The organism is Rhizobium sp. Leaf341, assembly GCF_001424325.1.
Taxonomy (GTDB): Bacteria; Pseudomonadota; Alphaproteobacteria; order Rhizobiales; family Rhizobiaceae; genus Ferranicluibacter.
In genome coordinates, this window is the sequence record NZ_LMPE01000015.1 from 733,483 (window position 1) to 757,835 (window position 24,353).

At 64.5% G+C, this 24,353-nt stretch carries 28 protein-coding genes; 12 read left to right on the top strand and 16 right to left on the bottom strand.

Annotated elements, in window-relative coordinates:
* Positions 1 to 193 precede the first annotated feature (193 nt).
* Entirely contained in the window at positions 194 to 370 is a 177-nt protein-coding gene (locus ASG03_RS21575; RefSeq protein ID WP_156379788.1) for a hypothetical protein, read from the top strand.
* 137 nt (positions 371 to 507) lie between these two features.
* A complete protein-coding gene (acuI, locus tag ASG03_RS18115; protein WP_062694947.1) occupies positions 508 to 1,503 on the top strand; it encodes an acrylyl-CoA reductase (NADPH) in 996 nt (331 codons plus the stop codon).
* 30 nt (positions 1,504 to 1,533) lie between these two features.
* On the opposite strand, the gene ASG03_RS18120 is transcribed toward acuI, so the two are convergent.
* From ASG03_RS18120 to ASG03_RS18145, 6 genes are read right to left on the bottom strand one after another with little or no spacing between them, the layout of a single operon-like run.
* Positions 1,534 to 2,289 (bottom strand): ABC transporter ATP-binding protein, encoded by a 756-nt coding sequence (locus ASG03_RS18120; RefSeq protein WP_062476381.1) that lies wholly within the window; start codon positions 2,287 to 2,289, stop codon positions 1,534 to 1,536.
* Positions 2,286 to 3,119, bottom strand: a complete 834-nt coding sequence (locus ASG03_RS18125; protein WP_062476384.1) for an ABC transporter ATP-binding protein — start codon at positions 3,117 to 3,119, stop codon at positions 2,286 to 2,288. Before ASG03_RS18125 ends, ASG03_RS18120 begins: the two co-directional genes overlap by 4 nt.
* Entirely contained in the window at positions 3,116 to 4,045 is a 930-nt protein-coding gene (locus tag ASG03_RS18130; RefSeq protein WP_062476389.1) for an ABC transporter permease, read from the bottom strand. Before ASG03_RS18130 ends, ASG03_RS18125 begins: the two co-directional genes overlap by 4 nt.
* Positions 4,042 to 5,115, bottom strand: coding sequence for an ABC transporter permease (locus tag ASG03_RS18135; protein WP_062476394.1), 1,074 nt, complete (start codon positions 5,113 to 5,115; stop codon positions 4,042 to 4,044). The genes ASG03_RS18130 and ASG03_RS18135 overlap by 4 nt, the downstream gene beginning before the upstream one ends.
* 9 nt (positions 5,116 to 5,124) lie before the next feature.
* Entirely contained in the window at positions 5,125 to 6,765 is a 1,641-nt protein-coding gene (locus ASG03_RS18140) for an ABC transporter substrate-binding protein (RefSeq protein ID WP_062476397.1), read from the bottom strand.
* A 42-nt stretch (positions 6,766 to 6,807) separates the two neighbouring features.
* A complete protein-coding gene (locus ASG03_RS18145) occupies positions 6,808 to 7,869 on the bottom strand; it encodes a dipeptidase (protein WP_062694949.1) in 1,062 nt (353 codons plus the stop codon).
* Between the two features lie 237 nt (positions 7,870 to 8,106).
* On the opposite strand from ASG03_RS18145, the gene ASG03_RS18150 reads away from it, so the two are divergent.
* Positions 8,107 to 9,414 carry an alpha/beta hydrolase gene (locus ASG03_RS18150; RefSeq protein ID WP_244475304.1) on the top strand — a complete coding sequence of 436 codons (1,308 nt, stop codon included), beginning with the start codon at positions 8,107 to 8,109 and terminating at the stop codon, positions 9,412 to 9,414.
* A 46-nt stretch (positions 9,415 to 9,460) separates the two neighbouring features.
* Here the strand turns inward: ASG03_RS18150 and ASG03_RS18155 are convergent, their stop codons facing one another.
* The 3 genes from ASG03_RS18155 to ASG03_RS18165 all read right to left on the bottom strand — a co-directional run bounded on the left by ASG03_RS18155 (position 9,461) and on the right by ASG03_RS18165 (position 11,820).
* Complete coding sequence (locus ASG03_RS18155) at positions 9,461 to 10,513, bottom strand: Gfo/Idh/MocA family protein (protein ID WP_062477094.1); 1,053 nt, start codon at positions 10,511 to 10,513, stop codon at positions 9,461 to 9,463.
* A gap of 8 nt (positions 10,514 to 10,521) precedes the next feature.
* Positions 10,522 to 11,307, bottom strand: a complete 786-nt coding sequence (locus ASG03_RS18160) for a ThuA domain-containing protein (protein ID WP_062477096.1) — start codon at positions 11,305 to 11,307, stop codon at positions 10,522 to 10,524.
* 180 nt (positions 11,308 to 11,487) lie between these two features.
* Positions 11,488 to 11,820 (bottom strand): SMR family transporter, encoded by a 333-nt coding sequence (locus ASG03_RS18165; RefSeq protein WP_443216638.1) that lies wholly within the window; start codon positions 11,818 to 11,820, stop codon positions 11,488 to 11,490.
* Positions 11,821 to 12,061: 241 nt separating this feature from the next.
* Here ASG03_RS18165 and ASG03_RS18170 point away from each other — a divergent pair, with 241 nt between their 5' ends.
* Complete coding sequence (locus ASG03_RS18170) at positions 12,062 to 12,457, top strand: globin domain-containing protein (RefSeq protein ID WP_062694953.1); 396 nt, start codon at positions 12,062 to 12,064, stop codon at positions 12,455 to 12,457.
* Positions 12,458 to 12,459: 2 nt separating this feature from the next.
* Positions 12,460 to 12,822, top strand: a complete 363-nt coding sequence (locus ASG03_RS18175; RefSeq protein WP_062476408.1) for a DUF423 domain-containing protein — start codon at positions 12,460 to 12,462, stop codon at positions 12,820 to 12,822.
* A gap of 83 nt (positions 12,823 to 12,905) precedes the next feature.
* On the opposite strand, the gene ASG03_RS18180 is transcribed toward ASG03_RS18175, so the two are convergent.
* From ASG03_RS18180 to ASG03_RS18195, 4 genes are all read right to left on the bottom strand, one after another.
* A complete protein-coding gene (locus tag ASG03_RS18180) occupies positions 12,906 to 13,220 on the bottom strand; it encodes an antibiotic biosynthesis monooxygenase family protein (RefSeq protein WP_062694955.1) in 315 nt (104 codons plus the stop codon).
* A gap of 246 nt (positions 13,221 to 13,466) precedes the next feature.
* Positions 13,467 to 13,889, bottom strand: a complete 423-nt coding sequence (locus ASG03_RS18185; protein WP_062476413.1) for a DUF2325 domain-containing protein — start codon at positions 13,887 to 13,889, stop codon at positions 13,467 to 13,469.
* Between the two features lie 153 nt (positions 13,890 to 14,042).
* Positions 14,043 to 15,011, bottom strand: coding sequence for a TonB family protein (locus ASG03_RS18190; protein WP_062694957.1), 969 nt, complete (start codon positions 15,009 to 15,011; stop codon positions 14,043 to 14,045).
* A gap of 40 nt (positions 15,012 to 15,051) precedes the next feature.
* Entirely contained in the window at positions 15,052 to 15,525 is a 474-nt protein-coding gene (locus tag ASG03_RS18195; protein ID WP_156379790.1) for a hypothetical protein, read from the bottom strand.
* A gap of 222 nt (positions 15,526 to 15,747) precedes the next feature.
* On the opposite strand from ASG03_RS18195, the gene ASG03_RS18200 reads away from it, so the two are divergent.
* The 6 genes from ASG03_RS18200 to ASG03_RS18225 all read left to right on the top strand — a co-directional run bounded on the left by ASG03_RS18200 (position 15,748) and on the right by ASG03_RS18225 (position 20,709).
* Positions 15,748 to 16,803, top strand: coding sequence for a hemin-degrading factor (locus ASG03_RS18200; protein ID WP_062694959.1), 1,056 nt, complete (start codon positions 15,748 to 15,750; stop codon positions 16,801 to 16,803).
* Positions 16,804 to 16,814: 11 nt separating this feature from the next.
* Positions 16,815 to 17,720, top strand: coding sequence for an ABC transporter substrate-binding protein (locus tag ASG03_RS18205; RefSeq protein ID WP_082475834.1), 906 nt, complete (start codon positions 16,815 to 16,817; stop codon positions 17,718 to 17,720).
* Positions 17,721 to 17,748: 28 nt separating this feature from the next.
* The gene (locus ASG03_RS18210) at positions 17,749 to 18,864 is read left to right on the top strand and encodes a FecCD family ABC transporter permease (protein WP_082475870.1); all 1,116 of its coding nucleotides are present in this window, start codon (positions 17,749 to 17,751) and stop codon (positions 18,862 to 18,864) included.
* Between the two features lie 5 nt (positions 18,865 to 18,869).
* Positions 18,870 to 19,682 carry a heme ABC transporter ATP-binding protein gene (locus ASG03_RS18215; RefSeq protein ID WP_062476422.1) on the top strand — a complete coding sequence of 271 codons (813 nt, stop codon included), beginning with the start codon at positions 18,870 to 18,872 and terminating at the stop codon, positions 19,680 to 19,682.
* A gap of 170 nt (positions 19,683 to 19,852) precedes the next feature.
* The gene (locus ASG03_RS18220; protein ID WP_062694961.1) at positions 19,853 to 20,212 is read left to right on the top strand and encodes a DUF883 family protein; all 360 of its coding nucleotides are present in this window, start codon (positions 19,853 to 19,855) and stop codon (positions 20,210 to 20,212) included.
* Positions 20,213 to 20,286: 74 nt separating this feature from the next.
* Positions 20,287 to 20,709, top strand: coding sequence for a phage holin family protein (locus ASG03_RS18225; protein WP_082475835.1), 423 nt, complete (start codon positions 20,287 to 20,289; stop codon positions 20,707 to 20,709).
* A 174-nt stretch (positions 20,710 to 20,883) separates the two neighbouring features.
* Here ASG03_RS18225 and ASG03_RS18230 read toward each other — a convergent pair whose 3' ends face one another.
* From ASG03_RS18230 to ASG03_RS18240, 3 genes are all read right to left on the bottom strand, one after another.
* The gene (locus ASG03_RS18230) at positions 20,884 to 22,380 is read right to left on the bottom strand and encodes a sensor histidine kinase (protein WP_062476431.1); all 1,497 of its coding nucleotides are present in this window, start codon (positions 22,378 to 22,380) and stop codon (positions 20,884 to 20,886) included.
* A 166-nt stretch (positions 22,381 to 22,546) separates the two neighbouring features.
* Positions 22,547 to 23,101, bottom strand: a complete 555-nt coding sequence (locus ASG03_RS18235) for an RNA polymerase sigma factor (protein ID WP_062477108.1) — start codon at positions 23,099 to 23,101, stop codon at positions 22,547 to 22,549.
* 8 nt (positions 23,102 to 23,109) lie between these two features.
* Complete coding sequence (locus ASG03_RS18240) at positions 23,110 to 23,304, bottom strand: NepR family anti-sigma factor (RefSeq protein WP_062476434.1); 195 nt, start codon at positions 23,302 to 23,304, stop codon at positions 23,110 to 23,112.
* A gap of 140 nt (positions 23,305 to 23,444) precedes the next feature.
* Here ASG03_RS18240 and ASG03_RS18245 point away from each other — a divergent pair, with 140 nt between their 5' ends.
* Positions 23,445 to 24,239, top strand: coding sequence for a response regulator (locus tag ASG03_RS18245; RefSeq protein WP_062476437.1), 795 nt, complete (start codon positions 23,445 to 23,447; stop codon positions 24,237 to 24,239).
* Positions 24,240 to 24,353: the final 114 nt, after the last annotated feature.

Below are 24,353 nucleotides of genomic sequence, written 5' to 3' on the forward strand. Positions count from 1 at the left end.
CATTTCCGCCGCAACCGGAATGTGTCCTCGCACCGCCGAGCAAACCTCCTGAGAACGCGGACCGGGGCCGAACGATCATCCCAAAAATAGGGTAAGCCGTTGCGGAATCGATGTTTTCGCTTCATCACGTGCTTGCATCCGCACCCAACCTTTGGTTAAGTGAGGTTTAAGCTCTTACACGCCGGGACCGCTCATGCCAGCCTGGATCTTTTCGTGCGAATTCTCTTTCCTCGGATGGGCGGCGCGTCGCCCGGAGGAAGTCTCTCGTTTCGCTCCGACATTGCGCATCATTGCTCTTTTCCTGGCGTTTGTTCTTTCCCTGGCCCTCTGGGCCCTGATCATCGCCGGTATCCTGTGGCTGCTGCCCTGAGGGACAACCTGCGAGCAGAGTTCGCATCGTGCGGCGAAAGACGCATTGGCAGCACGCCACGGGACATGGCATGACGGGCACTGGAAGGCGCTGGACGGACGCTGGACGGACGGGGCGCCAACGGACCGGAGAACGACATGACCGACACATTCAGGGCCATGATGATCGACACCGTCGATGGTCGCCCGCAGGCTGACATCCGCGAGATCTCCCAGGCCGACCTGCCCGATCACGATGTTCTCGTCGAGATTGCCTATTCCACGCTCAACTACAAGGATGGTCTGGCGATCACCGGCAAGGGCAGGATCGCACGGCGAACGCCCATGGTCGCCGGCATCGATCTGTCGGGCACGGTGGTCTCTTCGCGCGCGCCGGAATGGAAGCCCGGCGATCAGGTGATCCTCAATGGCTGGGGCCTGTCAGAAACCGAGTGGGGCGCGTTCACCCGCTTCCAGCGCGTCAAGCCGGAGTGGCTCATTCCCCTGCCCGCCGCATTTTCCTTGCAGCAGGCGATGGCCATCGGCACCGCCGGCTATACCGCGGCCCTGTGCGTCGATGCTCTGGAGAAATGGGGCACGATAACCCCCGGTGGCGGCGATGTTCTGGTCACCGGTGCCGCGGGCGGCGTGGGTTCTGTTGCGGTCTCGCTTCTCGCCGCACGCGGATACCGGGTCGTTGCCTCGACGGGCCGCCCCGAAACAGCAGACTACCTGACATCGCTCGGCGCCCACGACATCATCGACCGGGCCGCGCTTGCCGAAAAGGCAGGCCCGCTCCAGAAGGAGCGCTGGGCCGGAGGGGTCGACTCCGTCGGATCGACCACGCTCGTCAATGCTCTCGCCCAGACCGTTCGCGGCGGCGCCATCGCTGCCTGCGGCCTTGCCGGTGGCGCGGATCTGCCGGGCACGGTCATGCCGCATATCCTGCGGGCGGTCACGCTCATCGGGGTCGACTCGGTCTATGCGAGCCGCAATCAGCGCCTCGCCGCCTGGGATCGGCTTTCCCGCGATCTCGACCCCGCCCGGCTTGACAGCATGACGACGGTTGCGCCCATGTCCGATCTCCCGGCGCTTGCCGAGGCCATCGTCGCAGGCCGCATTCGCGGACGCGTGGTCATCGACGTCAGCGCCTGAGGCGCGCATCGACCATTGCGCTATCCTGCTTCAGGCGGAGGTGCGGACGAACCCTTTGCTCGCAACCATGAGGTTGCGGGTATACTCCGCGTCGATCCGGCCCGCGACCAGATCCGCCGCACTCAGCCGCTCCACGACCTTGCCGCTGCGCATGACGGCGAGCTGGTCGCACATGTGCGTCACGACACCGAGATCGTGGCTGACCATCAGGAAGGTGAGCCCGCGGTCGCGCTGGATCTGCTCCAGAAGATTGAGCACCTCGGCCTGCACCGAAGCGTCGAGCGCCGATGTCGGCTCGTCGAGGAGCAGGATGGACGGCTCGACGATCAGCGCCCGGGCGATCGCCACGCGCTGCCGCTGCCCGCCGGAAAGCTGGTGCGAGTAGCGGAACCGGAAGCCGGTCCCCAGGCCCACCTCGTCCAGCGCACGGGCAATCCGCGCTTCGGCATCGGACAGGCCGTGGATCGCGAGCGGCTCCTGCAGCAGGCGATCGATCGTCTGGCGCGGGTGCAGCGAGCCGTAGGGATCCTGGAACACCATCTGGACGTCCCGATAGAACGCCTTGTCGCGCCGGCGCGGCGCCAACGTGCGGCCATTAACCTCCAGCCGACCGGACGCAACCGGTGCAAGGCCGGCGATCGCGCGCAAGAGCGTGGATTTGCCGGATCCGGACTCGCCGACGAGACCGTAGGATTTTCCCCTGTCGACCGCGATGCTGACGCCGTCGAGCGCCTTGAAATCCTCATAGATGACGGTGACGTCGTGCGCAGATACGGCAGTGCTCATCGGGCCCACTCCGGCTTGCGGTCGAGGACGGGCAGCGGATGCCGGTCGCCGCCAATTTCCGGCATGCAGGACAGCAGCCCCTGCGTATAGGGGTGGCGCGCATTGCGCAGGTCGGCCGCAGCGATCTCCTCTACGATACGGCCGGCATACATGACGATCACCCGGTCACAGAAAGAGGAGACGAGCCGCAGGTCGTGGCTGATGAAGATCAGGCCCATGCCCCGCTCGGCCACCAGCCGGTCGAGAATGGCGAGCACCTCGAGCTGCACCGTGACGTCGAGCGCCGAGGTCGGCTCGTCGGCAATCAGCAGTTCCGGCTCGGCGATCAGCATCATCGCGATCATGGCCCGCTGCCCCATGCCGCCGGATACCTCATGTGGATGCAGGTCGAAGACGCGGGCCGCATCCCGGATCTGCACGGCCTCAAGCATGGCGATCGCGCGCGCCTTCGCCTCGGAGGCGCTGATCTTGCGATGGGTCCGCAGCGTTTCCACGATCTGGCGGCCGATGGTCATCACCGGGTTCAGCGAATATTTCGGGTCCTGCAGGATCATCGCCACGCGGTTTCCGCGCAGTTCCCGCCGCTCACGCGGCGACGCCTCCAGCAGATCGATCCCGTCGAAGGAGAGCGTTTTCGCCGTGATCCGTGCCTGCGGTGGCGTCAGCCCCATGATGGCACGGCCGGTCTGGGATTTTCCCGAGCCGCTCTCGCCGACGATCCCCAGGCGCTCGCGGCCAAGCGAGAACGACACGCCGCGCACGGCCTCCACCAGGCCGGCACGCGTGGGAAAGCTGACGCGCAGGTCGTCGACGGTCAACAGCGGGCTCATTGTCCGGCCTCGCGCGGGTCGAGCGCGTCGCGCAATCCATCGCCCAGAAGGTTGAAAGCGAGGCTGACGAGCAGGATCGCGATGCCCGGCATGGTGGCGACCCACCACTGATCGAGAATGAATCGTCGGCCGGACGCGATCATCGCGCCCCATTCCGGCAGCGGCGGCTGGGCGCCGAGACCGAGAAAGCCGAGGCCGGCCGCCGTGAGAATGACCCCCGCCATGTCGAGCGTGATGCGCACGATCAGCGATGACAGGCACATGGGCATCACGTGCAGAAGCACGATGCGCAGCGGCGACGCGCCCATTAGCCGGACCGCAGCGATGTAATCCGCATTGCGCACGGTCATGGTTTCCGCCCGGGCGATGCGCGCATAGGGCGGCCAGGACGTGACGGCGATGGCAAGAACCGCGTTTTCGATTCCCGGCCCGAGCGCGGCGACGAGCGCAAGCGCGAGGACAAGTTTCGGGAAGGCAAGGAAGATGTCCGTGATCCGCATCAGCACGGCGTCGATCCAGCCGCCCGCATAGCCGGCGACGGCCCCGACGATAAGGCCGATCGGCGCGGCGATGACGGCCACGAGAATGATGACGAACAGCGTCAGACGAGAGCCGTGCAGCAGCCGCGACAGGATATCGCGCCCCTGCTCGTCCGTCCCGAGCAGGTAGCCCGGCGAGCCCGGCGGAAGCAGACGCGCACCTGCGAGATCGCCGGTGACCGGCGAGTGCGGCGACAGAACGCCGGCGAAGATCGCCATGAGGATGAGAACAACGAGAATGCCGAGGCCGAGCAGCGCCAGCCGGTTGGCCGAAAACCGTCGCCAGGTCATGTAAGCCCGGCCAAGCCGCGCCTGCATCCGCGATTGCGGCCGATCGGACAGAAGCCAGTCGCGCCGGCTGAGGGGGGCGGAAGGTACAGCCGTCATCGCGCGCGTGTCCTCGGGTCGAGCGTCCGATAAAGGATATCGGACAGGATGTTGATGGCGATGAAGATCGAGCCGATCACGATGGTGCCGCCGAGCACGGCGTTCATGTCGGCATTCTGCAGGGAATTGGTAATATAGAGCCCGATGCCCGGCCAGGCGAACACGGTCTCGGTCAGCACGGAGCCCTCCAGCAGGCTTGCATAGGACAGCGCGATCACCGTCACCAAGGGTACGGCCGCGTTGCGCAGCGCATGAAACCAGATGATCCGCGTCTCCGAGAGCCCCTTCGCCCGTGCCGCAACGACATATTCCTGCGACAGTTCGTTCAGCATGAAGTTGCGCGTCATGCGGCTGATGTAGGCGAGCGAGACATAACCAAGCAGGCTTGCCGGCAGGATGATGTGGCGGAAAACGTCGCGGAAGACGTCCCACTGCCCCTGCCAGAGCGAGTCCAGCAGAAAAAGCCCCGTCGTCGGCGTAAACGTGTACTCGTAGACGACATCGATGCGCCCGGGAAAGGCGACCCACCGAAGCTGCGCGTAGAACAGGAGCAGCGACAGGAGCGCCAGCCAGAAGATGGGCACGGAATAGCCGATCAGACCGACGATCCGCACCGCCTGGTCGACCAGGCTGCCGCGCTTGACGGCGGCGAGAACGCCGAGCGGCACGCCGATAAGGCTCCCGATCAGCGTTCCCAGGGTTGCCAGCTCGAACGTTGCCGGCAGGACCCGGCGGATATCGGTCATGACGGGATTGGTGGTGAGCACCGACGTCCCGAAATTGCCCTGCAGCGCATCACCGAGATACCGGAAAAACTGCTGGTAGAGCGGCAGGTTCAGCCCCATCTCCTCGCGCACCCGCTCGACCACGTGAGCCGGGGCCCGATCGCCGAGAACGGCAAGCACCGGGTCGATCGGAATGACCCGGCCGATGAAGAACGTGACCGCGAGAAGGCCGAGATAGGTGGTGACGATGACCACGAGAAAGCGAGCGACGATGGCCGCCCGCCCCCGCGCCCGGGCACCTCGCGAGCGCCCGGCCACCATCTGCGACGTTTCGGGAAGAGTCATGCGGGCGGCCTATTCCTTGGTGACGCCACCGAGGAACGTGGTGTCGAAGCTCGGCCCGAGCTTGAAGTTCTGCACGTTCTTGCGCGCCCCGGCCACTTCGATCTGCTGGTAGATCACCACAAACGGGCCGCGCTCGAGAACGGCCTTCTGCAGGCCCTTGTAGATGTCCGCGCGCTTCGTCGGATCCTTTTCCAGGAGAGCGGCCTTGGTCTGCTCCGTCAGGTCCGGAACGTCCCAGGCATTCCGCCAGGCCAGCGTCTTGTTCTTGCCCTCGTCGGAATTGTCGTAGTTGATCGTGAAGGTTTCGGCGTTCGAATTCGGATCGAAGTAATCCTGTCCCCAGACACCGATATAGATGTCGTGAGTGCGGGCGCGGAACTTTGTGAGCGTCTGCTTGCCGTCACCCGGGATGATATCGATCTTGATGCCCGCCTGCGCAGCCGTCTGCTGGATCGACTCCGCGATACCCGTGGTCGGCTGGTTGCTGCGCACATCCATGGTCACAGTAAAGCCGTCGGGCAAGCCAGCCTTCGCCAGCAGTTCCTTGGCCTTTGCGACGTCGAACGTGAAGGGTTTCTCATCCAGTTCGCCAAGGACCCCCTTCGGCAGGAAGGTCTGGTGCACCTCGCCCACGCCCTTGATCAGGGTGGAACCGATGGCGTTGTAGTCGACCAGATACTTGAAGGCCTCGATCACTTCGGGCTTGGCAAGGTTGGGATTCTTCTGGTTCAGGCTGAAATAGAACACCGTGCCCTTCGGCGCGCTGGTCTGGACGATGTCCTCCTTGCCGGCCGTGGATTCGAGGTCGTTCGGTTCGAGGTTGCGGGCGATGTCGATATCGCCGTTTTCCAGCGCCAGTCGCTGACCCGAGCTCTCCTTGAGGTGGCGATAGATGACGCGGGCCAGCTTGGGCTTCTCGCCGAAATACGTGTCGTTGCGCTCCAGCACGACGACCTCGTTGGCACGCCATTCCCGCAGCTTGAACGGACCGGAGCCCGCAAAATTGGTCTTCAGCCAGGCATTGCCGAAATCGTTGTCATACTTGTTTTCAGCCGTCTTCTCGACAGGCGCGACATGCTCCATCACGAGCTTCTTGTCGACGATCGAGCCCACGGTGGCCGTCAGGCAGTTCAGCACGAAGCTCGGTGCGTAAGGCTTGTCGACCGTCAGCGTGAAGGTGGTCGGATCGACGGCCTTGGCCTTCTCGGTCACGTTGTCGCCGTTCAGGCCGAACTGCGTCAGGATGAAGGCCGGGCTCTTGTCCATCTTGATGACGCGCTCGATCGACCAGGCCACGTCTTCGGCGGTGATCGGGTTCCCGGAGGCAAAGGTCATGCCGGGCTTCAGCTTGAACGTAAAGGTAAGACCGTCGTCGGACACCGTCCAGCTTTCGGCCAGGTCCCCCTTGACCTTGGAGGTGTCGGCCAGATCGAGCCGGACGAGAAGGCTATAGGTGTTGGCGGTGATTTCCGCCGTCGAGATTTCGAACGCCTCGCCCGGATCCATGGAGATGATGTCGTCGATTGCCCAGGCCTGGACCAGCGTATCCGCCGGCGTTGCGGCATAGGCCGGCGCCGCTGCCGCCATGATCAGGGCGATCGCCGCCCCTGCCGTCAACCGTCGCATCGTCGTGCCGAAAGAATGCATCATCGCTCTGTTCCCTTTTCTTCTGGCCTTTGCGGCCGTTGATCGTCAGCCTTGGTCGGTCTCGTGCCAGACCTTGGCAAGAACCCGCAGCCAGTTTTCCCGGCACATCTTGGTAAGATCGTCCTCACCATAACCGGCGCTCCGCAGAGCAGCAATCAGGTTCTGGTTTCCACTGGCATCCGCGATTTCGGCCGGAATGGTCGCACCATCGAAGTCCGATCCGAGCGCGACGCAATCGATGCCCATGCGGTCGACCATGTAATCGATATGGCGCACCATGTCGGACAGCGGCGTGGCCGCGTTTTCCTGCCCGTCCGGGCGCAGCATGGTCGTTGCGTAGTTGACGCCGGCCAGCCCGCCGCTTTCACGGATCGCATCCATCTGCCGGTCGGTCAGGTTGCGGGCGACAGGCGTCAGGGCATGGGCGTTTGAATGGCTGGCGATCAGCGGCGCCGAACTCGTCTTGGCCACATCCCAGAAACCCTTTTCGGTAATATGGGCGAGATCGATCGCGATCCCGAGCCGGTCGCAGGCCCGGACCAGCGCGAAACCGGCATCCGTCAGCCCCGGCCCCGTGTCTGGATCCATCGGATAGGCGAAGGGCACGCCGTGGGCAAAAATGTTGTGACGGCTCCAGACAGGGCCGAGCGATCGCAGACCGGCGGCGTAGAAGGTTTCGAGCGCGGCGAGATCGGCGTCGATCGCCTCGCATCCTTCCATGTGCAGGACAGCCGCGAAAATGCCGTCCGCCATCGCCTTGCGGATGTCCGCCGTCGTGCGGCAGAGCCGCCAGGCCTTCGCCTGATCGAGACGCAACGCAATGGCCGCAAACTGCAGGGCAATCTCCAGCGAGGGCCCACGCTCCAAAGGCGCCGACATCGGTGTCACATAATGCCCCTCGGCATCCGGCTGCTTCAGGACGAGGTCGCCCGAGGGAATATAGATGGCGCAGAGCCCACCCGCGAGCCCTCCCTTGGCAGCACGCGGGGCGTCGATGTGCCCGGACATCGTGCCATCCCGGAATTCCGCAACGGGATCATGCCCGGCCCGTGCATGGCTCCAGAGCCGCAAGAGCACGTCGTTATGCCCGTCGAAAACTGCCTGCATGACCAAAAGACCTTCCAAAACATGACAGTAGCCGGGACATAAGGCGGCAAATATCTGTCGGCAAAATGCATGCTAGACAATGGCAGATGGGCTGGCAACACTGCGCGTGCAAACAAATTAGGCAGTGCACAACGCTGAGCGACCGTGTCATTCCGGTGACGGTATCTGCGCAATTATCGATTTGCGGAGAAACGGTTTTCCGTCGCTCGGGAAATCTGCCAAGTCTCGGACGAACAGATGAAGGTTTCCGTCATGATGACAGAGCAGCGGACAGGATGTCCGGTACCGTCCGCCCCCCGCGGCCCAAGCGCGGCGCGCCGATCCTTGCGGATCGCGGCCTGTCTTGCTCTCGCACTCGGGCTTTCGGCCTGCGCAGGCCGCCCCGTCGGCGTCCTCATCCCCTCCGGCACGGCGCCGGGCGCCACGCAAGTCGACATGCTCGTTGCGACCACGCGTGCGCCCTCTGAGCAGGCCGGCGTTCTCTACGGCGGCGAGCGTGGGACCGAGCTGACAGCGGCCGAGATCGTCGTGTCCATTCCGCCCGACAAGAACCGCAAGATCGGCCAGGTCCAGTGGCCGAAGCGCCTGCCGGCCAATCCTGCGAAGGAATTTTCGACCGTCTCGGTAACGCCGCTCGCCGAGCGCGCCGAGGTGGAGACCTGGACGCGCGATTCGCTGCCCAAGAGCCGCCGCGTGCTCATCTTCGTCCACGGTTTCAACAACCGGTACGAGGACGCGGTCTATCGCTTCGCGCAGATCGTCCATGACAGCCGCGCCGACGTGGCGCCGATCATCTTCACCTGGCCGTCGCGCGCCAGCATCTTCGACTACAACTACGACAAGGAAAGCACCAACTACTCCCGCGACGCGCTGGAAGACTTGCTGCGCCGGACCGCCAAGGACCCGCGCGTGTCCGACGTCACGGTGATGGCGCACTCGATGGGCTCGTGGGTCACGGTCGAGGCCCTGCGCCAGATGGCGATCCGAGACGGCCGCGTGGCGCCGAAGATCAACAACGTGATCCTTGCTTCACCGGATCTCGACGTCGACGTTTTCGGAAAGCAGTGGGAGGCGATGGGGCCGGACAAGCCGAAGTTCACCCTGTTCGTCTCGCGCGACGATCGCGCGCTTTCGATCTCGCGGCGGATTTCCGGCAATGTCGAACGGCTCGGCCAGATCGATCCGACGCAGGAGCCCTATCGCACCAACCTGGAAAAGGCCGGCATCACCGTCCTCGACCTGACAGCCCTGCAAACCGGCGATCGCCTCAACCATGGCAAGTTCGCCGAAAGCCCGGAAGTGGTAAAACTGCTCGGCAACCGGCTGATCGCCGGCCAGACCGTGACCGACAGCGATGTCGGCCTCGGCGAACGCGTCGGTGCCGTCGCGCTCGGCACCGCGCAGACCGTCGGCAGCGCTGCCAGCATCGCGGTGAGCACCCCGATCCTCATCTTCGACCCGAAGACCCGCGAAAACTATCGCGGCCAAGTGGATCGTCTCGGACGCTCGGTCGGCAACACGCTGGAGACGGCAACGGGGCAGTGATGTGCGGCTGGCCGTTTCGGGATGCGGAGTTCGCCGTCCGGCGGCCTCAGGTGCCTGAAACCGCCATCTCCCGGCGTTCCCGCTCCGTCTCCAAAGCGAGGTCCAGCACCTTCTGCAGGTCGGCGGCATGGCGGAAGCCGGGCTCCGCCGTCTTGCCGATCTTGATGGCGTCGATGAAGCGCTGATAGTTGGTGAACACGGTGCCGGGGTCGATGGTCTGCCAGACGCCTTTCTCCACGTCGGCGCCAAGGCAGGCGCGCAGCGTCGACCCATCCGGCATGTGCACCACCTCCAACGCGCCCTTGTCGCCATGCACCCGAAGGCGCAATTCGTTGAGGTGGCCGACGGCCCAGCGGCTGGCATGGATGACGCCCATGGCCCCGTTCGTAAATTCGGCGGTCATCGTGAAGCTGTCATTCGCATCGAGATCATACTCGCCGATCCGGTTTCCCGGCGCCTTGTCGAAGGTCTTCAGCCGCGCGAACACATGGTCGATCTCGGTGGCCGCGCCATAGCCGACAAAATCGAGAATATGGATGCCGACATCGCCGAGCACGCCGTTCGAGCCGTGCTTGGTCGACAGCCGCCACAACCACTGCGACTCGGTCGCCCAGTCGCCCCAGGCCTTCGACACCAGCCAGCTCTGCAGATACGAGGCCTCGATATGGCGCACCTGTCCGATCTCTCCGGAGATCACCAGCTGCCGCGCCTTCTGCACGGCGGCGACGTTGCGATAGGTGAGGTTCACCATCGTCACCAGACCGGATTTTTCGGCAGCCGTCGCCATCTCGTCCGCCTTGGCAAAATCTTCCGCGAGCGGCTTTTCGCAGAGCACGTGCTTGCCGGCCGCCAGCAGTTGCAGCGTCGTCGCATGGTGCACCCTGTCCGGCGTCACATTGGCGACGGCATCGAAAGCGCCCCAGGCGATGGCCTCGTCTAGCGAGGTGAAGGTCGTGGGGATGTCGTGGCGAAGCGCAAACGAGCGCACGCGGGCAAGATCCACGTCGACAGCGGCCACCAGTACGGCGTCCGCGATCGTCGCGAAATTCATCGCATGGGTGTTCGCCATCCCACCCGTGCCGAGAATGAGGATACGGATGGGGGCCATCACTTGTATCCCTCTTCCCCGGCCTTGTGCAGGCGCGGACCGCGCTCGGTGATCGGCTCGAGCGCCTGCTCGACGGGAACGTTCGGCGCATCATGGATCGACGTCAGCGCCCCTTGCGGGTTGTAAGCCCAGCGCACCGCGTTCTTCAGCACCGTTTTCACATTCTCATCGTAATAGGTCGGATAGGTCTCGTGACCCGGACGGAAATAGAAGATGTTGCCGGCTCCACGACGCCAGGTGAGGCCAGAGCGGAACACTTCGCCGCCGGCAAACCACGAGATGAACACCGTCTCCAGCGGCTCCGGCACCGAAAACTGCTCGCCATACATTTCTTCATTCTCGAGCACGAAATGGTCGTCGAGCCCTTCGGCGATCGGGTGACGCGGATTGACGACCCAGACGCGTTCGCGCTCGCCCGCCTCGCGCCATTTCAGCGCACAGGGTGTGCCCATCAAGCGCTTGAACGGCTTTGCAAAATGCCCGGAGTGAAGGACGATCAACCCCATGCCTTCCCAGACACGCCTGGCCACACGCTCGACGATCTCGTCCGCGACCTCGCCATGCGCCTTGTGGCCCCACCAGAGAAGCACGTCGGTCGCGGCAAGGCGTTGTTCGGAAAGGCCATGCTCCGGCTCCTGCAGCGTTGCGGTCGTCGCCTCGATGTTCGGATGCTCGTTGAGGGCGGCGGCGATGGCCGTGTGCATCCCGTTCGGGTAGACGCTGCCGACGATCGCATTCGTTTGCTCATGGATATTCTCGCCCCAGACGACGGCACGGATGGACATGATGATCTCCTGGAAAAATTCTGAAACGACCCCGAAGCCAGCAAGGCCCGACGGCTGAAAAGGTTCCGCGAACGCCGATTGGCAGCGATCCAAAGCGCTTGCAGGACCAGCGATAAACCGGAAATCGGCCAAGGGCAAGACAGGCGGGCGTACCGCGGGCGAACCTTGCCGATGCTTCGTTCAGTGAACGACCGATTTGGAAAAAACGTTGATGACGATGACGCCCGAGATGATCCGTCCAAGCCCGAGCACGGCCGGCAGGTCCAGTCTCTGCCCGAAGGCAACGACGCCGACGAGGGAAATGAGGACGATCCCGAGACCGCTCCAGATCGCATAGGCGATGCCGACCGGAATGGCGCGCAGCGTGTAGGACAGACAGAAGAACGCAACGGCATAGCAGCCGATCATGACCAGCGTCGGCCCAAGCTTGGAGAAGTGCTGGGCCGCCTGCATGGCCGAGGTGCCGAGCACTTCGAAGACGATGGCAACCACCAGCAGGGCGTACAGCATCAAGGGGTTCACGGCAGCCTCCGCGCATCGGGAAGAAACGATCTTCGGTCCGGCCGGAGCCCGGGTCAAGGGCCGATCGCGACGACGCCGCCACGGCGCAGGCGAGCCTGATTCACCGTCTGCGTTGACGCCGGCGAGCAATTGAATCCGCTAAGGAATCTTCTCTTGCCTGCCAATCGGGTTTAAGAGCTTCACCGGAGCCGTGAAGATGTGCCTCCCCTGCCAACCCGCCAGAGTATCCGCCATGGACGACGCCCGCAGCACCACCCTCTACGACGCGATCGGCGGCGATGCCACCGTCCGGATGCTGACGCGCCGTTTCTACGAGATCATGGACAGTGCGCCCGAAGCCGCCGCCTGCCGGGCGGTCCATCCGCCGTCGCTCGCCGGCAGCGAGGCAAAGCTCTATGACTATCTGACGGGATGGCTCGGAGGGCCTCCGCTCTACACCGACAAGCATGGCCACCCGATGCTGCGCCGCCGCCATTTCGGCGCGTCCATCGGTGCAGAGGAGGTCGAAGGCTGGCTCTTCTGTTTCAACACGGCGCTGGACGAAACGGTCGTTCACCCGGAGCTTCGCCGGATCATCCTGGAGCCCGTGACGCGGCTCGCCCATCACATGCAGAACCAGGAAGGTTAGCCATGGCCGATCGCACGCAATCCCTGTTTCTGGCCGCCTCGGGCCTTCTCGGCCTTTGCGGCGTCGCCCTGGCGGCTGCGGCCTCGCATGGCGGCGATCCCCGGCTCCTCGGCGGGGCCTCGGCCATGTGTCTTGCCCATGCCCCAGCACTTCTCGCGCTGTCGGGTTCCGCCCGTCACATCCGGCTCGGGGCGGCGGCCGGGACGAGCATGGCCGTGGGCACCGCGATCTTTGCAGGCGATCTCGCGCTGCGCCATATCACCGACCACGGGCTCTTCCCCATGTCGGCGCCTCTCGGCGGTGTGATCATGATGGCCGGATGGGCCTTGCTCGTCGTCGGCGCGCTCCTGCCGAAAAAGTCCTGACCCCAAGGGCTTTGCCAACCGACGACAATCTCCTGATGTGTCAGTCCCTTGGCGACATTTGCGGAATCAACCAGGCAGCGACTTCAAGCGCCGCCTACAACAGCAAAGCCTTCAAAGACCGGCGGACCGAGATACAGCGCGCGATTGTCGCCGGCATTGCGATGGGCTGCGCGAAAATTCTCGGATCTGGTCCAGGCGACGAAATCCTCGTGGCTGTTCCAGCTCGAGGACGAGACGAACAGGGTATAACCTTCGTCCGTATGGGTCTGGCCGCGCAACAGCTGAAACGTCTTGAAGCCCGGATTCTCGGCGAGACTCGAGTCTCTGTTCTTCCAGATCGCCTCGAAAGCCTCTTCATGGCCGAGTGCAATCCGGAACCGGTTCATGGCAACATACATCGCTTCACATCTCCTTCGATCGGCGCTTCGGGGCAATCCCTTGGTCCCTTTGCGGAACGAGAGAGATAACGGCGCGCTCGCCGCACGCAAGTCCCGCGTGGCAGGAACGCGCCCGCCGCGGCAGAAGCGGCACGACCTTCGCATCCGGCCCCGGTGCTGCGCACAGGCTCCGCAACGTATCGAGCGACGCCGTCGGGTGAAGCCCCAGAGGTGAAAAACGCATCGGGTTTGGCATCGGCCGCTGCTTCAGTTTGTCTGCGACCGCGCGGCCTTCAGATCGTGCAGGGCACGTTCGAGGCTGGACTTGCTGCCGTTGCGCAAGGGCACGAAGGCCTTGCCGAACTTCTTGCACCCGGTCTTCACGCGCAGGCAGGCATCGTGGCTGATGCAATCGATCGGGCAGAAAACGCAGTCGACGGAGGGCAGCACGTTGTCGATCCGAGAAACCGCCTCGCGCAGGCCGCCATCATGATGGATCAGTTCCGCCCCGAAATTGCTGGCGATCTGGCGAAGGTGGGCCACCTGACAATCCCGTCCGCCGACATAAAGAAAACTGCGGACGTCCAGCGCCTGCGCCTCCCCGCGTGCCTCCGGTCCCGCGGGCGCGGCAGGCGTTGGTCCGGCGCCACGCTTCTGCTTGGTCCGCTGTTGCTGACGCTTGTCGCCCATGGGGAATCTCCGGGTTTCCTCTGCCGGCACGTCGTGCGCGGCTCCTTCTGCCCGGACCCTAATAAACTTGATAAACCGAGTAAAGATAAAACATGATCAATTTTGTCATATTTTAAACGGTGGTGGGAACCCGTGGCGAACGGGGTCGCGCACTCACCGGGTAAAGGTGATGGGAATGGTGAAGAGCCATGAGGAGCGCCCGGACTCTTCCGGGATTTTCGGAGACCGCATCCGCCGGGCTGCATCCAGGGCTGCCTTGTCCAACACCGGCGAACCGCTGCTTCGGGTGACCTTCGGACCGCTTACGCTGCCATTGGCGGCCACGAGGAACTGCACCTGGACCACGCCTTTCACACCCTTGCTCTCGGCACGCGAAGGATACCGGACGGCCCGCTGGAGGGCGCTGCGGACCTTGCCTTCGAAGTTCGAGAACGATGCGTTCCCCGCCGCACGCGCTTGCGCGCCCTTGCCCGAACTGGCCGCGGACGCAACCTCCGAGCCGTCGGCCCGACCCTTGGTGCTGCGGGTCTCTGCCTGGCCGTCCTTGCCCGCCTTGATCGGCTGCGGCTTTTTCTTCGGCGTTTCGAGGTCCGCCTTCTTTTCCTTTTCGGGCGTCGCCTTGCGAGCCGACGGCGTCTTGGCTGCCTCGGGCGGAGTCTCGGGCCGCGTCTGGGGAACGACGGTCGCTACCGGCGGCAGCGCGGCCACCACGTCGGGTTCCGCGGTCGTGACCGGCGGCAGGGAGTCTGCGGGTAAAAGAACATCGGCGTCTGACGGCAGGGTCTCCGGCACCGGTTCGGACACCGTTTCCGCAGGCGTCGTCGGCGCCACCGCCTCCGTCCTCACCTCCGTCATGGGCTCCGTCATGGGCTCCGCCGTCTCGGGCTGAAGCGGTGCGACGTCCTCCGGCGGTGTTTCCACCGGCGTGATCGTATCGGTGATGACGCCCGACTCGACGGTGTCTTCGAACGCATTTCCAAGAAGCGCGATCTCCATCTCCGCCCCGCCCTGCGTGGCGGCGAGCGGCGGCGGCGCGGCATCCGGCAGGAAGGCGATCGCGGCACCGGCATGGGCTGCGACCGAGAGGGAAAGAGCCAGGGCCCATTTCACGGCTTTCTTCATCCTACGTTCCTGTCCTTTCAGGCCTGTCTGCCGTATCCGCTCAGCCCTTCAGTCCCACGGGTGACTTCGAGCCTGTCCGGAGGCCCTGCATGCAGGCGCCCTTGTCGATGCCTTCGCCTGCGCAGACGGGCGCATCGTTGATCAGGAGGCTGTCCAGCGCATCGCATTTCGTCCCCGCGAGATCGAATTGCCGGACCTTCGTCTTTCCTGCCGGAAGATCGCGAAAATCGAGAACCGCCATCCGCTCGACACGCCCCTTCTGGTCGAACAGCACGAATTCGAACGACACCTTGGACAGAGGCTGAGCCAGATCATTGCCCGCCACGAAGGTGAGTTTGCAGCCGCGCTCGGAGGCCGCGACATCATTGAGTTCCACCGACAATCCGGCAGCGGGCGCGGCGACCGCTGCCTGGGGGTTCTGCGCTGCCGCCGGAAAGGCTGGCGTCGTCAGCAGGAGAGCCGACAACGCGAGAGGGGCAAGGGCGGCGACGTGCGCAAGCGGGCGACGGATCATGATGCAGGACTCCGGAACGATGGTCTGGCCAGCGTGGCCTCCGCGACGGAAGCATGCCGGCATATTGCGTCCATATTAAAAGATGAGTTATAAAGTCAAGATAGAAGGCCGACGAACGATCCTTGGACACCGGGTCCTCGTCTGACCGAATCCGCCGCGAACCAGCCCAGCACCCGCTCCAGAACCCGCCCCAGAACCAGCCCTAGAACCAGGCAGCCAAACATGACCGAACCGACCTCCCCTTCTCCCGCAGAGATTCGCACCTACAGGGCCGAGCACCCGAAGATGCGCGAGCGCGACATTGCCGCGCAGCTCGGCATTTCCGAAGCGGCACTCGTGGCGGCCGAATGCGGGCTGACCGTCGTCCGGATCGACCCGGACGCCAACCGGCTCCTGGAGTTTGCCCCGCAGCTCGGGGAGGTCATGGCGCTGACGCGCAATGAGAGCGCGGTCCACGAAAAGATCGGGGTGTTCGAAACGCCGAAGACCGCGCGGGCGGCCTCCATCGTGCTCGGTGAGGACATCGACCTGCGCGTGTTTCCCGGCGCTTGGGCGCATGCATTCGCCGTCACGAAGACGGATGGCGACGATATCCGCCGCAGCCTGCAGTATTTCGACCGGCAGGGCATGGCCGTCCACAAGGTTCACCTGCGCCCTGCCTCCGATCTCGATGCCTATCGCCGTCTCGTCCGGGACTTCGCACACGAGGATCAGTCGCAGGTCTTCACGGCCGAAGCGCCCGCGGCCGTCGCCGCCGTGGAGGACCATGCGGTCGATACCGACGGCCTTCGCGACGGATGGAGCCGGATGACCGACACGCACCAGTTCCATGGCCTCCTGCGGAAACTGAAGATCGAACGACGCGCCGCCCTGCACGCAATCGGCGACGACTACGCCTGGCGCCTCGACGCCAGCGCCGTCGAGGCGATGATGCGGCGCTCGGCAGCCATTGCCCTGCCCCTGATGTGCTTCGTCGGCAACCAGGGCATCATCCAGATCCATTCCGGCCCGGTCGAGGCGATCGGGACCATGGGTCCCTGGCTCAACGTCATGGATCCGACCTTCCATTTGCATCTGCGCACCGATCAACTGGCCGAGATCTGGGCCGTCCGGAAGCCGACGGCCGATGGGCATGTGACGTCGCTCGAAGCGCTGGACGCGCGTGGCGAGATGGTCATCCAGTTCTTCGGCAAGCGCAAGGAAGGCGTCGCCGAGCGCGAGGACTGGCGCGCGATCATGGAAGCCCTGCCGCGTCTCGATCTGACCGTTGCTGCCTGAGGAGCCGATCGATGACCTTGCGATCCGAACGCGGCCGAAGCGCCATTCTTTTCCGTCTGGTTCTCGCCGCATCGCTCACGATCGGCGGAGCGGCCTTCGGGCAGGACGCCGGTTCGATCGACACGTCCCGTCTCGTGTCCGTCGGCGGCGACGTGACGGAGATCATCTACGCGCTCGGCGAGGAGGGACGGTTGGTCGGACGTGATTCCACCAGCCTCTACCCAGCGGCAGCTCTCAAGGTTCCGGATGTCGGCTATATGCGCCAGCTTTCGCCGGAGGGCATCATGGCCACCAACCCGACCGCCATCCTTGCCGTCGAGGGCAGCGGTCCGCCGGAAACGCTCACCCTGCTCAAGAATGCGGCGATCCCGATGGAAACCGTACCGGAACGCTATGACGGTGCCGGCATCGTCGAAAAGATCATCCGCGTCGGCGCGCTGCTCGGGGTCGATGAGAAGGCCGGCGCGCTGGCCGCGCGGGTCAGGGCGGATCTCGATGCCGCTTTGGCCGATGCCGAAACCCGACCGGAAACGGAGCAAAAGCGCGTGCTCTTCATCCTCAGCATGCAGGGCGGAAAGATCATGGCAGCGGGTAAGGGCACGGCGGCAGATGCCATCGTGCGGATGTCCGGCGCCATCAATGCCACGGCGACGTTTCAGGGATACAAGCCTGTCACCGACGAGGCGGTGATCGCGGCGAAGCCGGATGTGGTGCTGATGATGACGCGGGGCGGCTCGCATGGCGCCTCGGACGAAGAACTTTTCAGGCACCCTGCCCTTGCCCTCACGCCCGCAGCCGAAACCGGAAGCGTCATCCGCATGGACGGCCTGCATCTCCTCGGCTTCGGCCCGCGCACGGCAAGTGCGGTGCGGGACCTGAACGACGCCATCTACGGAGACGCGCATGCAGCCCGGTAACACGGCGGCAGGCGATACCCGGCATCCCATGCCCTCTGCGTCACCGCGACGGCGCAGCCCCTCTCCCCTCACCGCGATCCGGGCAGACCGGGAGGCCGGCGATCGCTCCGGCCTGGCGCGCCTGCTGATCCTGTTTCTCGCGGCGGTGACCCTTTTCGCCTTCGGCGCGTCGGTCATGACCGGTGCTGCCGATGCCTCTGTCGGCAATCTCCTGCGCTGGCTCACGGGCACGGAGACCACGGACGCCGCGCTCAGCCTGCGCGATCGCATCATCATCCTCGACATCCGCCTGCCCCGGGCCGTGCTCGGCCTTCTGGTCGGCGCGGCGCTCGCCGTCTCCGGCGCCGTGATGCAGGGCCTGTTCCGCAACCCGCTGGCCGATCCCGGCCTTGTCGGCGTCTCCGCCGGCGCGGGCCTCGGTGCGGTCGTGACGATCGTTCTCGGCACCTCCGTGTTCTCCGGACTGTTCACGCTGGTCGGGATCTACGCCCTGCCGGTCGCCGCCTTTTTCGGCGCGCTGGTCACGACCTTCCTGCTTTACCGGATCGCCACCCGCGGCGGACAGACGTCGGTCGCCACCATGCTGCTTGCCGGCGTGGCCCTCGCCGCTCTCGCGGGCGCGGTGACGGGCGTGCTCATCTTCCTTGCCGACGACAAACAGTTGCGCGACCTGACCTTCTGGGGGCTCGGCTCGCTCGCCGGCGCCAGCTGGACGAAGATCGCAGCCGCCGCGCCCATCATCCTCGCGTCGCTGGCCGTCGTTCCGTTTCTCGCCCGCGGCCTCAACGCGCTGACACTGGGCGAAGCCGCGGCCTTTCACATGGGGGTTCCGGTGCAACGCCTGAAAACGGTCGCCGTCGTCACTGTCGCCGCCTCGACGGGTGCGGCCGTTGCCGTCAGCGGCGGTATCGGCTTCGTCGGCATCGTCGTGCCACATGTTCTTCGCCTTCTCATCGGCCCGGACAATCGCTATCTCCTGCCGGCCTCCGCCCTTCTTGGCGGCACCCTGCTCATCGTCGCCGACATGGTGGCCCGCACCGTCGTGCCGCCGGCGGAACTGCCGATCGGCATCATCACCGCCTTCGCCGGCGCACCCTTTTTCCTGTGGATCCTCCTGCGTGGTCGCGCGCAGATGGGCTTGTGAACGCGATGATCGAAGCACTCGACGTGACCGTCCGGATGGGCAGCAAGACGGTTCTCCATAACGTCAGCCTCACGGCCCAAGCGGGCGAGATGACCGCCATCGTCGGACCCAATGGCTCCGGCAAGACGACGACGCTGAAGGCGATCGCCGGCGAGCTTGCCTGCGATGGCCGGGTGCTGATCGGCGGCGACGACATCGGCAGCCTGCAACCCTGGCAGCTGGCCACCCGGCGCGCGGTTCTCCCGCAGGCGAGCGTCATCGCCTTCCCCTTCACGGTGCGCGAGATCGTCCGCATGGGCCTCACCGTCGGCGCATCCTCGTCCCGCGGGACGGCGGCGCGGGCCGGGCACGGCTCTGCAGACCGCATTGCCGAGGAAGCGCTGGAGGCGGTCGACCTCGGCGGATTTGCCGGGCGGCTCTACCAGGAGCTTTCGGGCGGCGAGCAGCAGCGCGTCCAGCTCGCCCGCGCGCTGAGCCAGATCTGGGAGCCGGTGCGCGATGGATGCCCGGCCTTCCTTCTCCTCGACGAGCCTGTCTCGAGCCTCGACATCCGCCACCAGCTGACCGTCATGCGCCTGGCTGCCGATTATTGCCGGCGCGGCGGCGGTGTCGTCGCCGTCATGCACGATCTCAACCTGACGGCCATGTTCGCCGATCACGTGGTGATGATGAAAGAGGGGCGCGTCGTGGCGGCGGGCGCGCCGCGGGCGGTCATGACGGACGAGATGATGGAAACCGTCTTCGGCTGCGCGATGCGGGTCAGCGCCGTGCCGCCATCCGGCATGCCGTTTGTCCTGCCGCAAACGACCATGTCCTAGCCGCTCTCCCGCGCCGCGTTCCCATGCTGCAGCGGGCCGCTGGCGCCTGCACCGGGAACAAATCGATGCCATCCGCGTTTGCGCTGCACACGGTCGGAGTGTCCCGGCCACCTGTTCCAGCCAACCCGTCTGGGCCAACGTCGTGAACCCGCGGCATCAAGGAGTAAAGCATGTCACTCGGTCTGTTTTCCAGCTCGTCCAGCCGCAAGCGTCATCATCTGATGGGTAGCGCCATCGAAGATCAGCTGAGCGATCTGCGCAACGACATCGCGTCGCTTGCAAACCTCGTTTCCAAGCGCGGCAGCAAGGCCGGCAACCTCCTGTCGTCGCGCGCAAGCGATGTGCGCGGCCAGGCCGAAACCGGCCTCGCCGACATGGTGGACGGTGCGGAACAGCTCCTGTCGGATCTTCGTCATCGCTATGCGTCGACGGAGCGCCAGGTTCGTCACACCGTGCGCGAACACCCTCTCGCGACCGTCGGCGCCATTGCAGCGCTCGGTATCGCCTTCATCGCGCTGTCGCGCCGTTAAGCCACCCTTGCGGGTTTGAATGCCGTCCCTGAGGAAAGGGGCGGCTTTTTTCGAGGATTTGAGGGAGAATTTGCATGGGGACTTTGGCGGCCTTACTGTCAGGCGTTGTACTCAGCGACATTTCAACGATTGTCGCACGGACAAAACGCAACGCGATCTTTATGTCGATCGCGGGCGTCTTTTTCCTGACCGCCTATGTTTTCCTGCTCGTCGCGGGCACCATTGCGCTGTCGAATGCCTATGGCATGATCCCGGCGACCCTCATCATGGGCGGCGTCTTCATCGCCATCGCGGTCGTTCTCTTCATCATCATGTCGGCCATGGCGTCTGCCGAGAAGCGCCGCGCTGCGGAACGTCGCCGCCAGTCGCAGTTGAAGACCAATGTCGCCATGACGACGGCCCTGACCGTCTTTCGCCGCAAGCCGCTTGTGGCTGCCGGCGTCGCGATGGCGGTCGGCGCTCTTCTCGGTGTCACGCGCGGCCGCAGCGACGACTGAGCACGAGACCGCAACACGTCGCGTTCCAAAAGGCCTTTCGGGGCCTTTTTTCGTGTCCGCAGCTGAAAAACCGAAAGCGCGTTGCGTGAAAAAGCACTCACGCAACGCGCGTTAAGGTCTTGTCTTGATGCATGTCGTTTCCCGAAACCGCTGCACACGTTCGGGCGACATGCGTTAGAGCGGCAACCGCACAAGCGCCGTGACACCGGCTGCGAGATATTCCACCTTCACGGAGCTGCCCATCACCTTGTCGAGGCTCCGCTCGATCAGGATCGAACCGAAGCCGCGCCGGCCCGGCTCCTTCACCGGCGGTCCGCCGACCTCCGTCCAGGTCAGATTGAGGACGCGCCCGATCTCCTCCTGATGCCCTCGCGCCGTGATGACGATGCGCCCTCGGGGCACGGAGAGCGCTCCGTATTTGTAGGCGTTGGTTGCCAGCTCGTGGAGAACGAGGCCGAGCCCGACAGCTTGGTCGGGTCCGAGCAGGATCTCGTCCTTGTGAATTTCGATCTGTGCCTCGTAATCGCGCACATGCGGCGAGAGCTGCTTCTTCAGCAGAGCCGACAGCCGGATCTCGCCCCATTCATGGTCCGAGAGAAGGCCATGGGCTTCCGAGATCGCCTGAAGACGTCCGGCAAAGGCCGTCATGAACTCCTGCGGATCACTGGTCTGTCGCAGGGTCTGCCGGGCTAGGGACTGCAGCATGGCGAGCGTGTTCTTGACCCGGTGGTTCAGTTCGCGCAGCAAGAGGCGCGTGCGTTGCGTGGTGGATTGCTCGGCGGTTACGTCGATATTGACGCCGAGGAAGCTTCTGGGTTTCCCCGAAGCATCCCGCTCGTGCACCCGCCCCCGCCCGAGCACCCATCGCCCCGTGGTCTCGACCCGGAACGTGCTTGCATATTCCGCATCTTCCGTCATTGCGGCCCGCAGGCTGTCCAGCATGCCGGGACGATCTTCCGGGTGAATGAAGCTGATGATGTCGCGTGGACTCATGGTGGTCGCGGTCACGCCGAACATGCGCGACATCGCGGCGTTGCAGGTCACCTGCCCGGTCTCCGCATCCCAGAGCCAACTGCCGACATTGGCAGCCTCGAGCGCTTGGGCATGACGCTTCTCGTCCCGCGAGAGCACTTCGGCCCGCGCGGCCCGGACGCGCGCATCCTCCTTGAAGCTCATCAGGCGCGAAGCGATGCGGGCGAGCCGCTGCAATTGCCGCGTCAGCGCCTCCGGCACGTCGAGGCGCGCCACGCGGTCGATGACGCAGACCATGCCCACCGCATGACCGTCGACCAGCAAGGGCGCTCCCGCATAGAAGCGGATGCCGTCCACAACGCAGGGCTGGGCGGCAAAACGGGGATCCTTTGCGGCATCGCGCACGACGAAGGGTGCCAGAGGCTGCGTGGCCACCGCATGCGCACCGAAACAGGTAAAGGCATCGACGTCGGAAAGATCGGTGCCGACACGCGCCACCACCCATTCGCGCCGGTCGTCGATCAGGGTCAGCAGCGCCACCGGCGCCTCGAAGATGCCGGCCGCAACCTCGACGATCTCCTGGAATTCCGCAGACATTCCGGGGCGGCCGGGCTCAAGCGACCGCAAGGCGGCGAGCCTCTGTTTGTCCATGATGACCGCGGGGACATCTGGCAGCAAATCCGGTCTGGTGTCAGTCATCAGCACTCGCCTGCGGCATCGCCCGGATCGGATGAGCGGCCCAAGGGATGAATCGTTTCGACCGGAATCTGCATGATCCTGCGCATGACGGCAATGGCGAAAGGCACAGGGTCAACAATCGGCGCATGTCCTTTTGCGCCGATTGTGCAATCACAATGCCCCTGCGTCAGGAGACGAAGGCGCGCGATGTCAGCGGCGCCGAGGTCGCATCGGGGCCGTATTCGTTCTCGCCCGTCACCTGCAGAATATCGGACAGCCGCTGCCGGGCGCGGTTAACCCGGCTCTTGATGGTGCCGAGCGCGCAGCCGCAGATTTCCGCCGCTTCCTCGTAGGAAAAACCCGAGGCGCCGACGAGAATGATCGCTTCCCGCTGGTCCGGCGGCAACATGTTCAGCGCGCGCTTGAAATCCTGCAGATCGAGCGACCCGTATTGCGAGGGATGCTGGGCGAGCGATTCCGTGAAGAAGCCGTCACTGTCCTGCACCTCGCGGCCGCGCTTGCGCATCTGGCTGTACAGCTCGTTGCGCAGGATCGTGAAAAGCCACGCCTTCATGTTGGTGCCCATCTCGAAGTGATCCTGCTTCGCCCAGGCCTTCATGATGGTGTCCTGCACCAGATCGTCCGCCCGGTCGTGGCGACCGATCAGCGACATTGCGAAAGCGCGCAGGCTCGGCAGGGCCGCCAGCATCTCGCGCTTGAAACTGGGTTCTTCGGCCGTCATTTTGGTGCTCATTTCGCAACGTCCGGAACGTGGCGACGCTCGACGGCGTCCAGCTGTTCGAGAAGATCGAGGAAACGATCGGGAATGGCTTCCTCCTGGACGGAGACATAGAGAGCGCGCAGCTTCGTAGCGATCTGCGCATGTGGATGATCGGCCCGGACCGGCTCGCCGGCTCCAGAACTTGCCCCAGTTTTGTCGGTCATGAAAACGAAATACCTCGCGTGGTGATCGGAGCCTAAATGCGCGGCACAAAAATTTGTTCCCGCGACGGAACCTTTTTTTTGGATCAACGTTCCCATAACTGTCATGGCCATAACCTCGGCCGGATTGAGGGAGTTTTTGTATGTCACTGTCTACCCGGATCGCTCCGTTCCTGCCCTACCTGCGCCGGTATTCCCGCGCATTGACCGGGTCCCAGACATCGGGCGATGCCTATGTCGCCGCCGTTCTGGAGGCGCTGATCTCGGATATGTCGATCTTCCCCGAAGCGAGCAGCGATCGTGTCGCCCTCTTCCAGCTCTACACGAAGCTGTTCGGGTCGTCCTCCGTCCTTATTCCCGAGCCGGTCTCTCCCTTCGCCTGGGAGAAGCGGGCCTCCATCAATCTGGCATCGGTCTCTCCGCTTGCCCGCCAGGCCTTCCTTCTCGTGTCCGTCGAGGGTTTCCGTACCAGTGAAGCGGCCGAGGTTCTGGGAACGTCGGAAAGCGGCATGGCACAGTTGATCGAGCGTGCATCCGAAGAAATTTCGCGTCAGGTCGCCACCGATATCATGATCATCGAGGATGAGCCGCTGATCGCGATCGACATCGAGCAGATGGTCGAAAGCCTCGGTCATCGGGTGACGGGCATCGCCCGCACGCGTGACGAGGCCGTGGCTCTCTTCAACGCGACACAGCCGAGCATGGTTCTTGCCGACATCCAGCTTGCCGACGGCAGCTCGGGCATCGACGCCGTAAACGAAATCCTGCGCACATCGGCCGTACCGGTCATCTTCATCACGGCTTTCCCGGAACGTCTGCTGACCGGCGAGCGTCCCGAGCCGACCTTCCTCGTGACGAAGCCCTTCAATCCGGACATGGTCAAGGCGCTGATCAGCCAGGCGCTGTTCTTCAACGAATCGACCAAGGCTGCGGCCTGATCCGATCCTGCCACTCCCTCGCATGAACTCTTCGAGCCGCGCTCTTCCGGGCGCGGCTTCTCTCATCGGATAACGATGGATCGGCCATCTTCGCATCATCGTCACGGATGATGG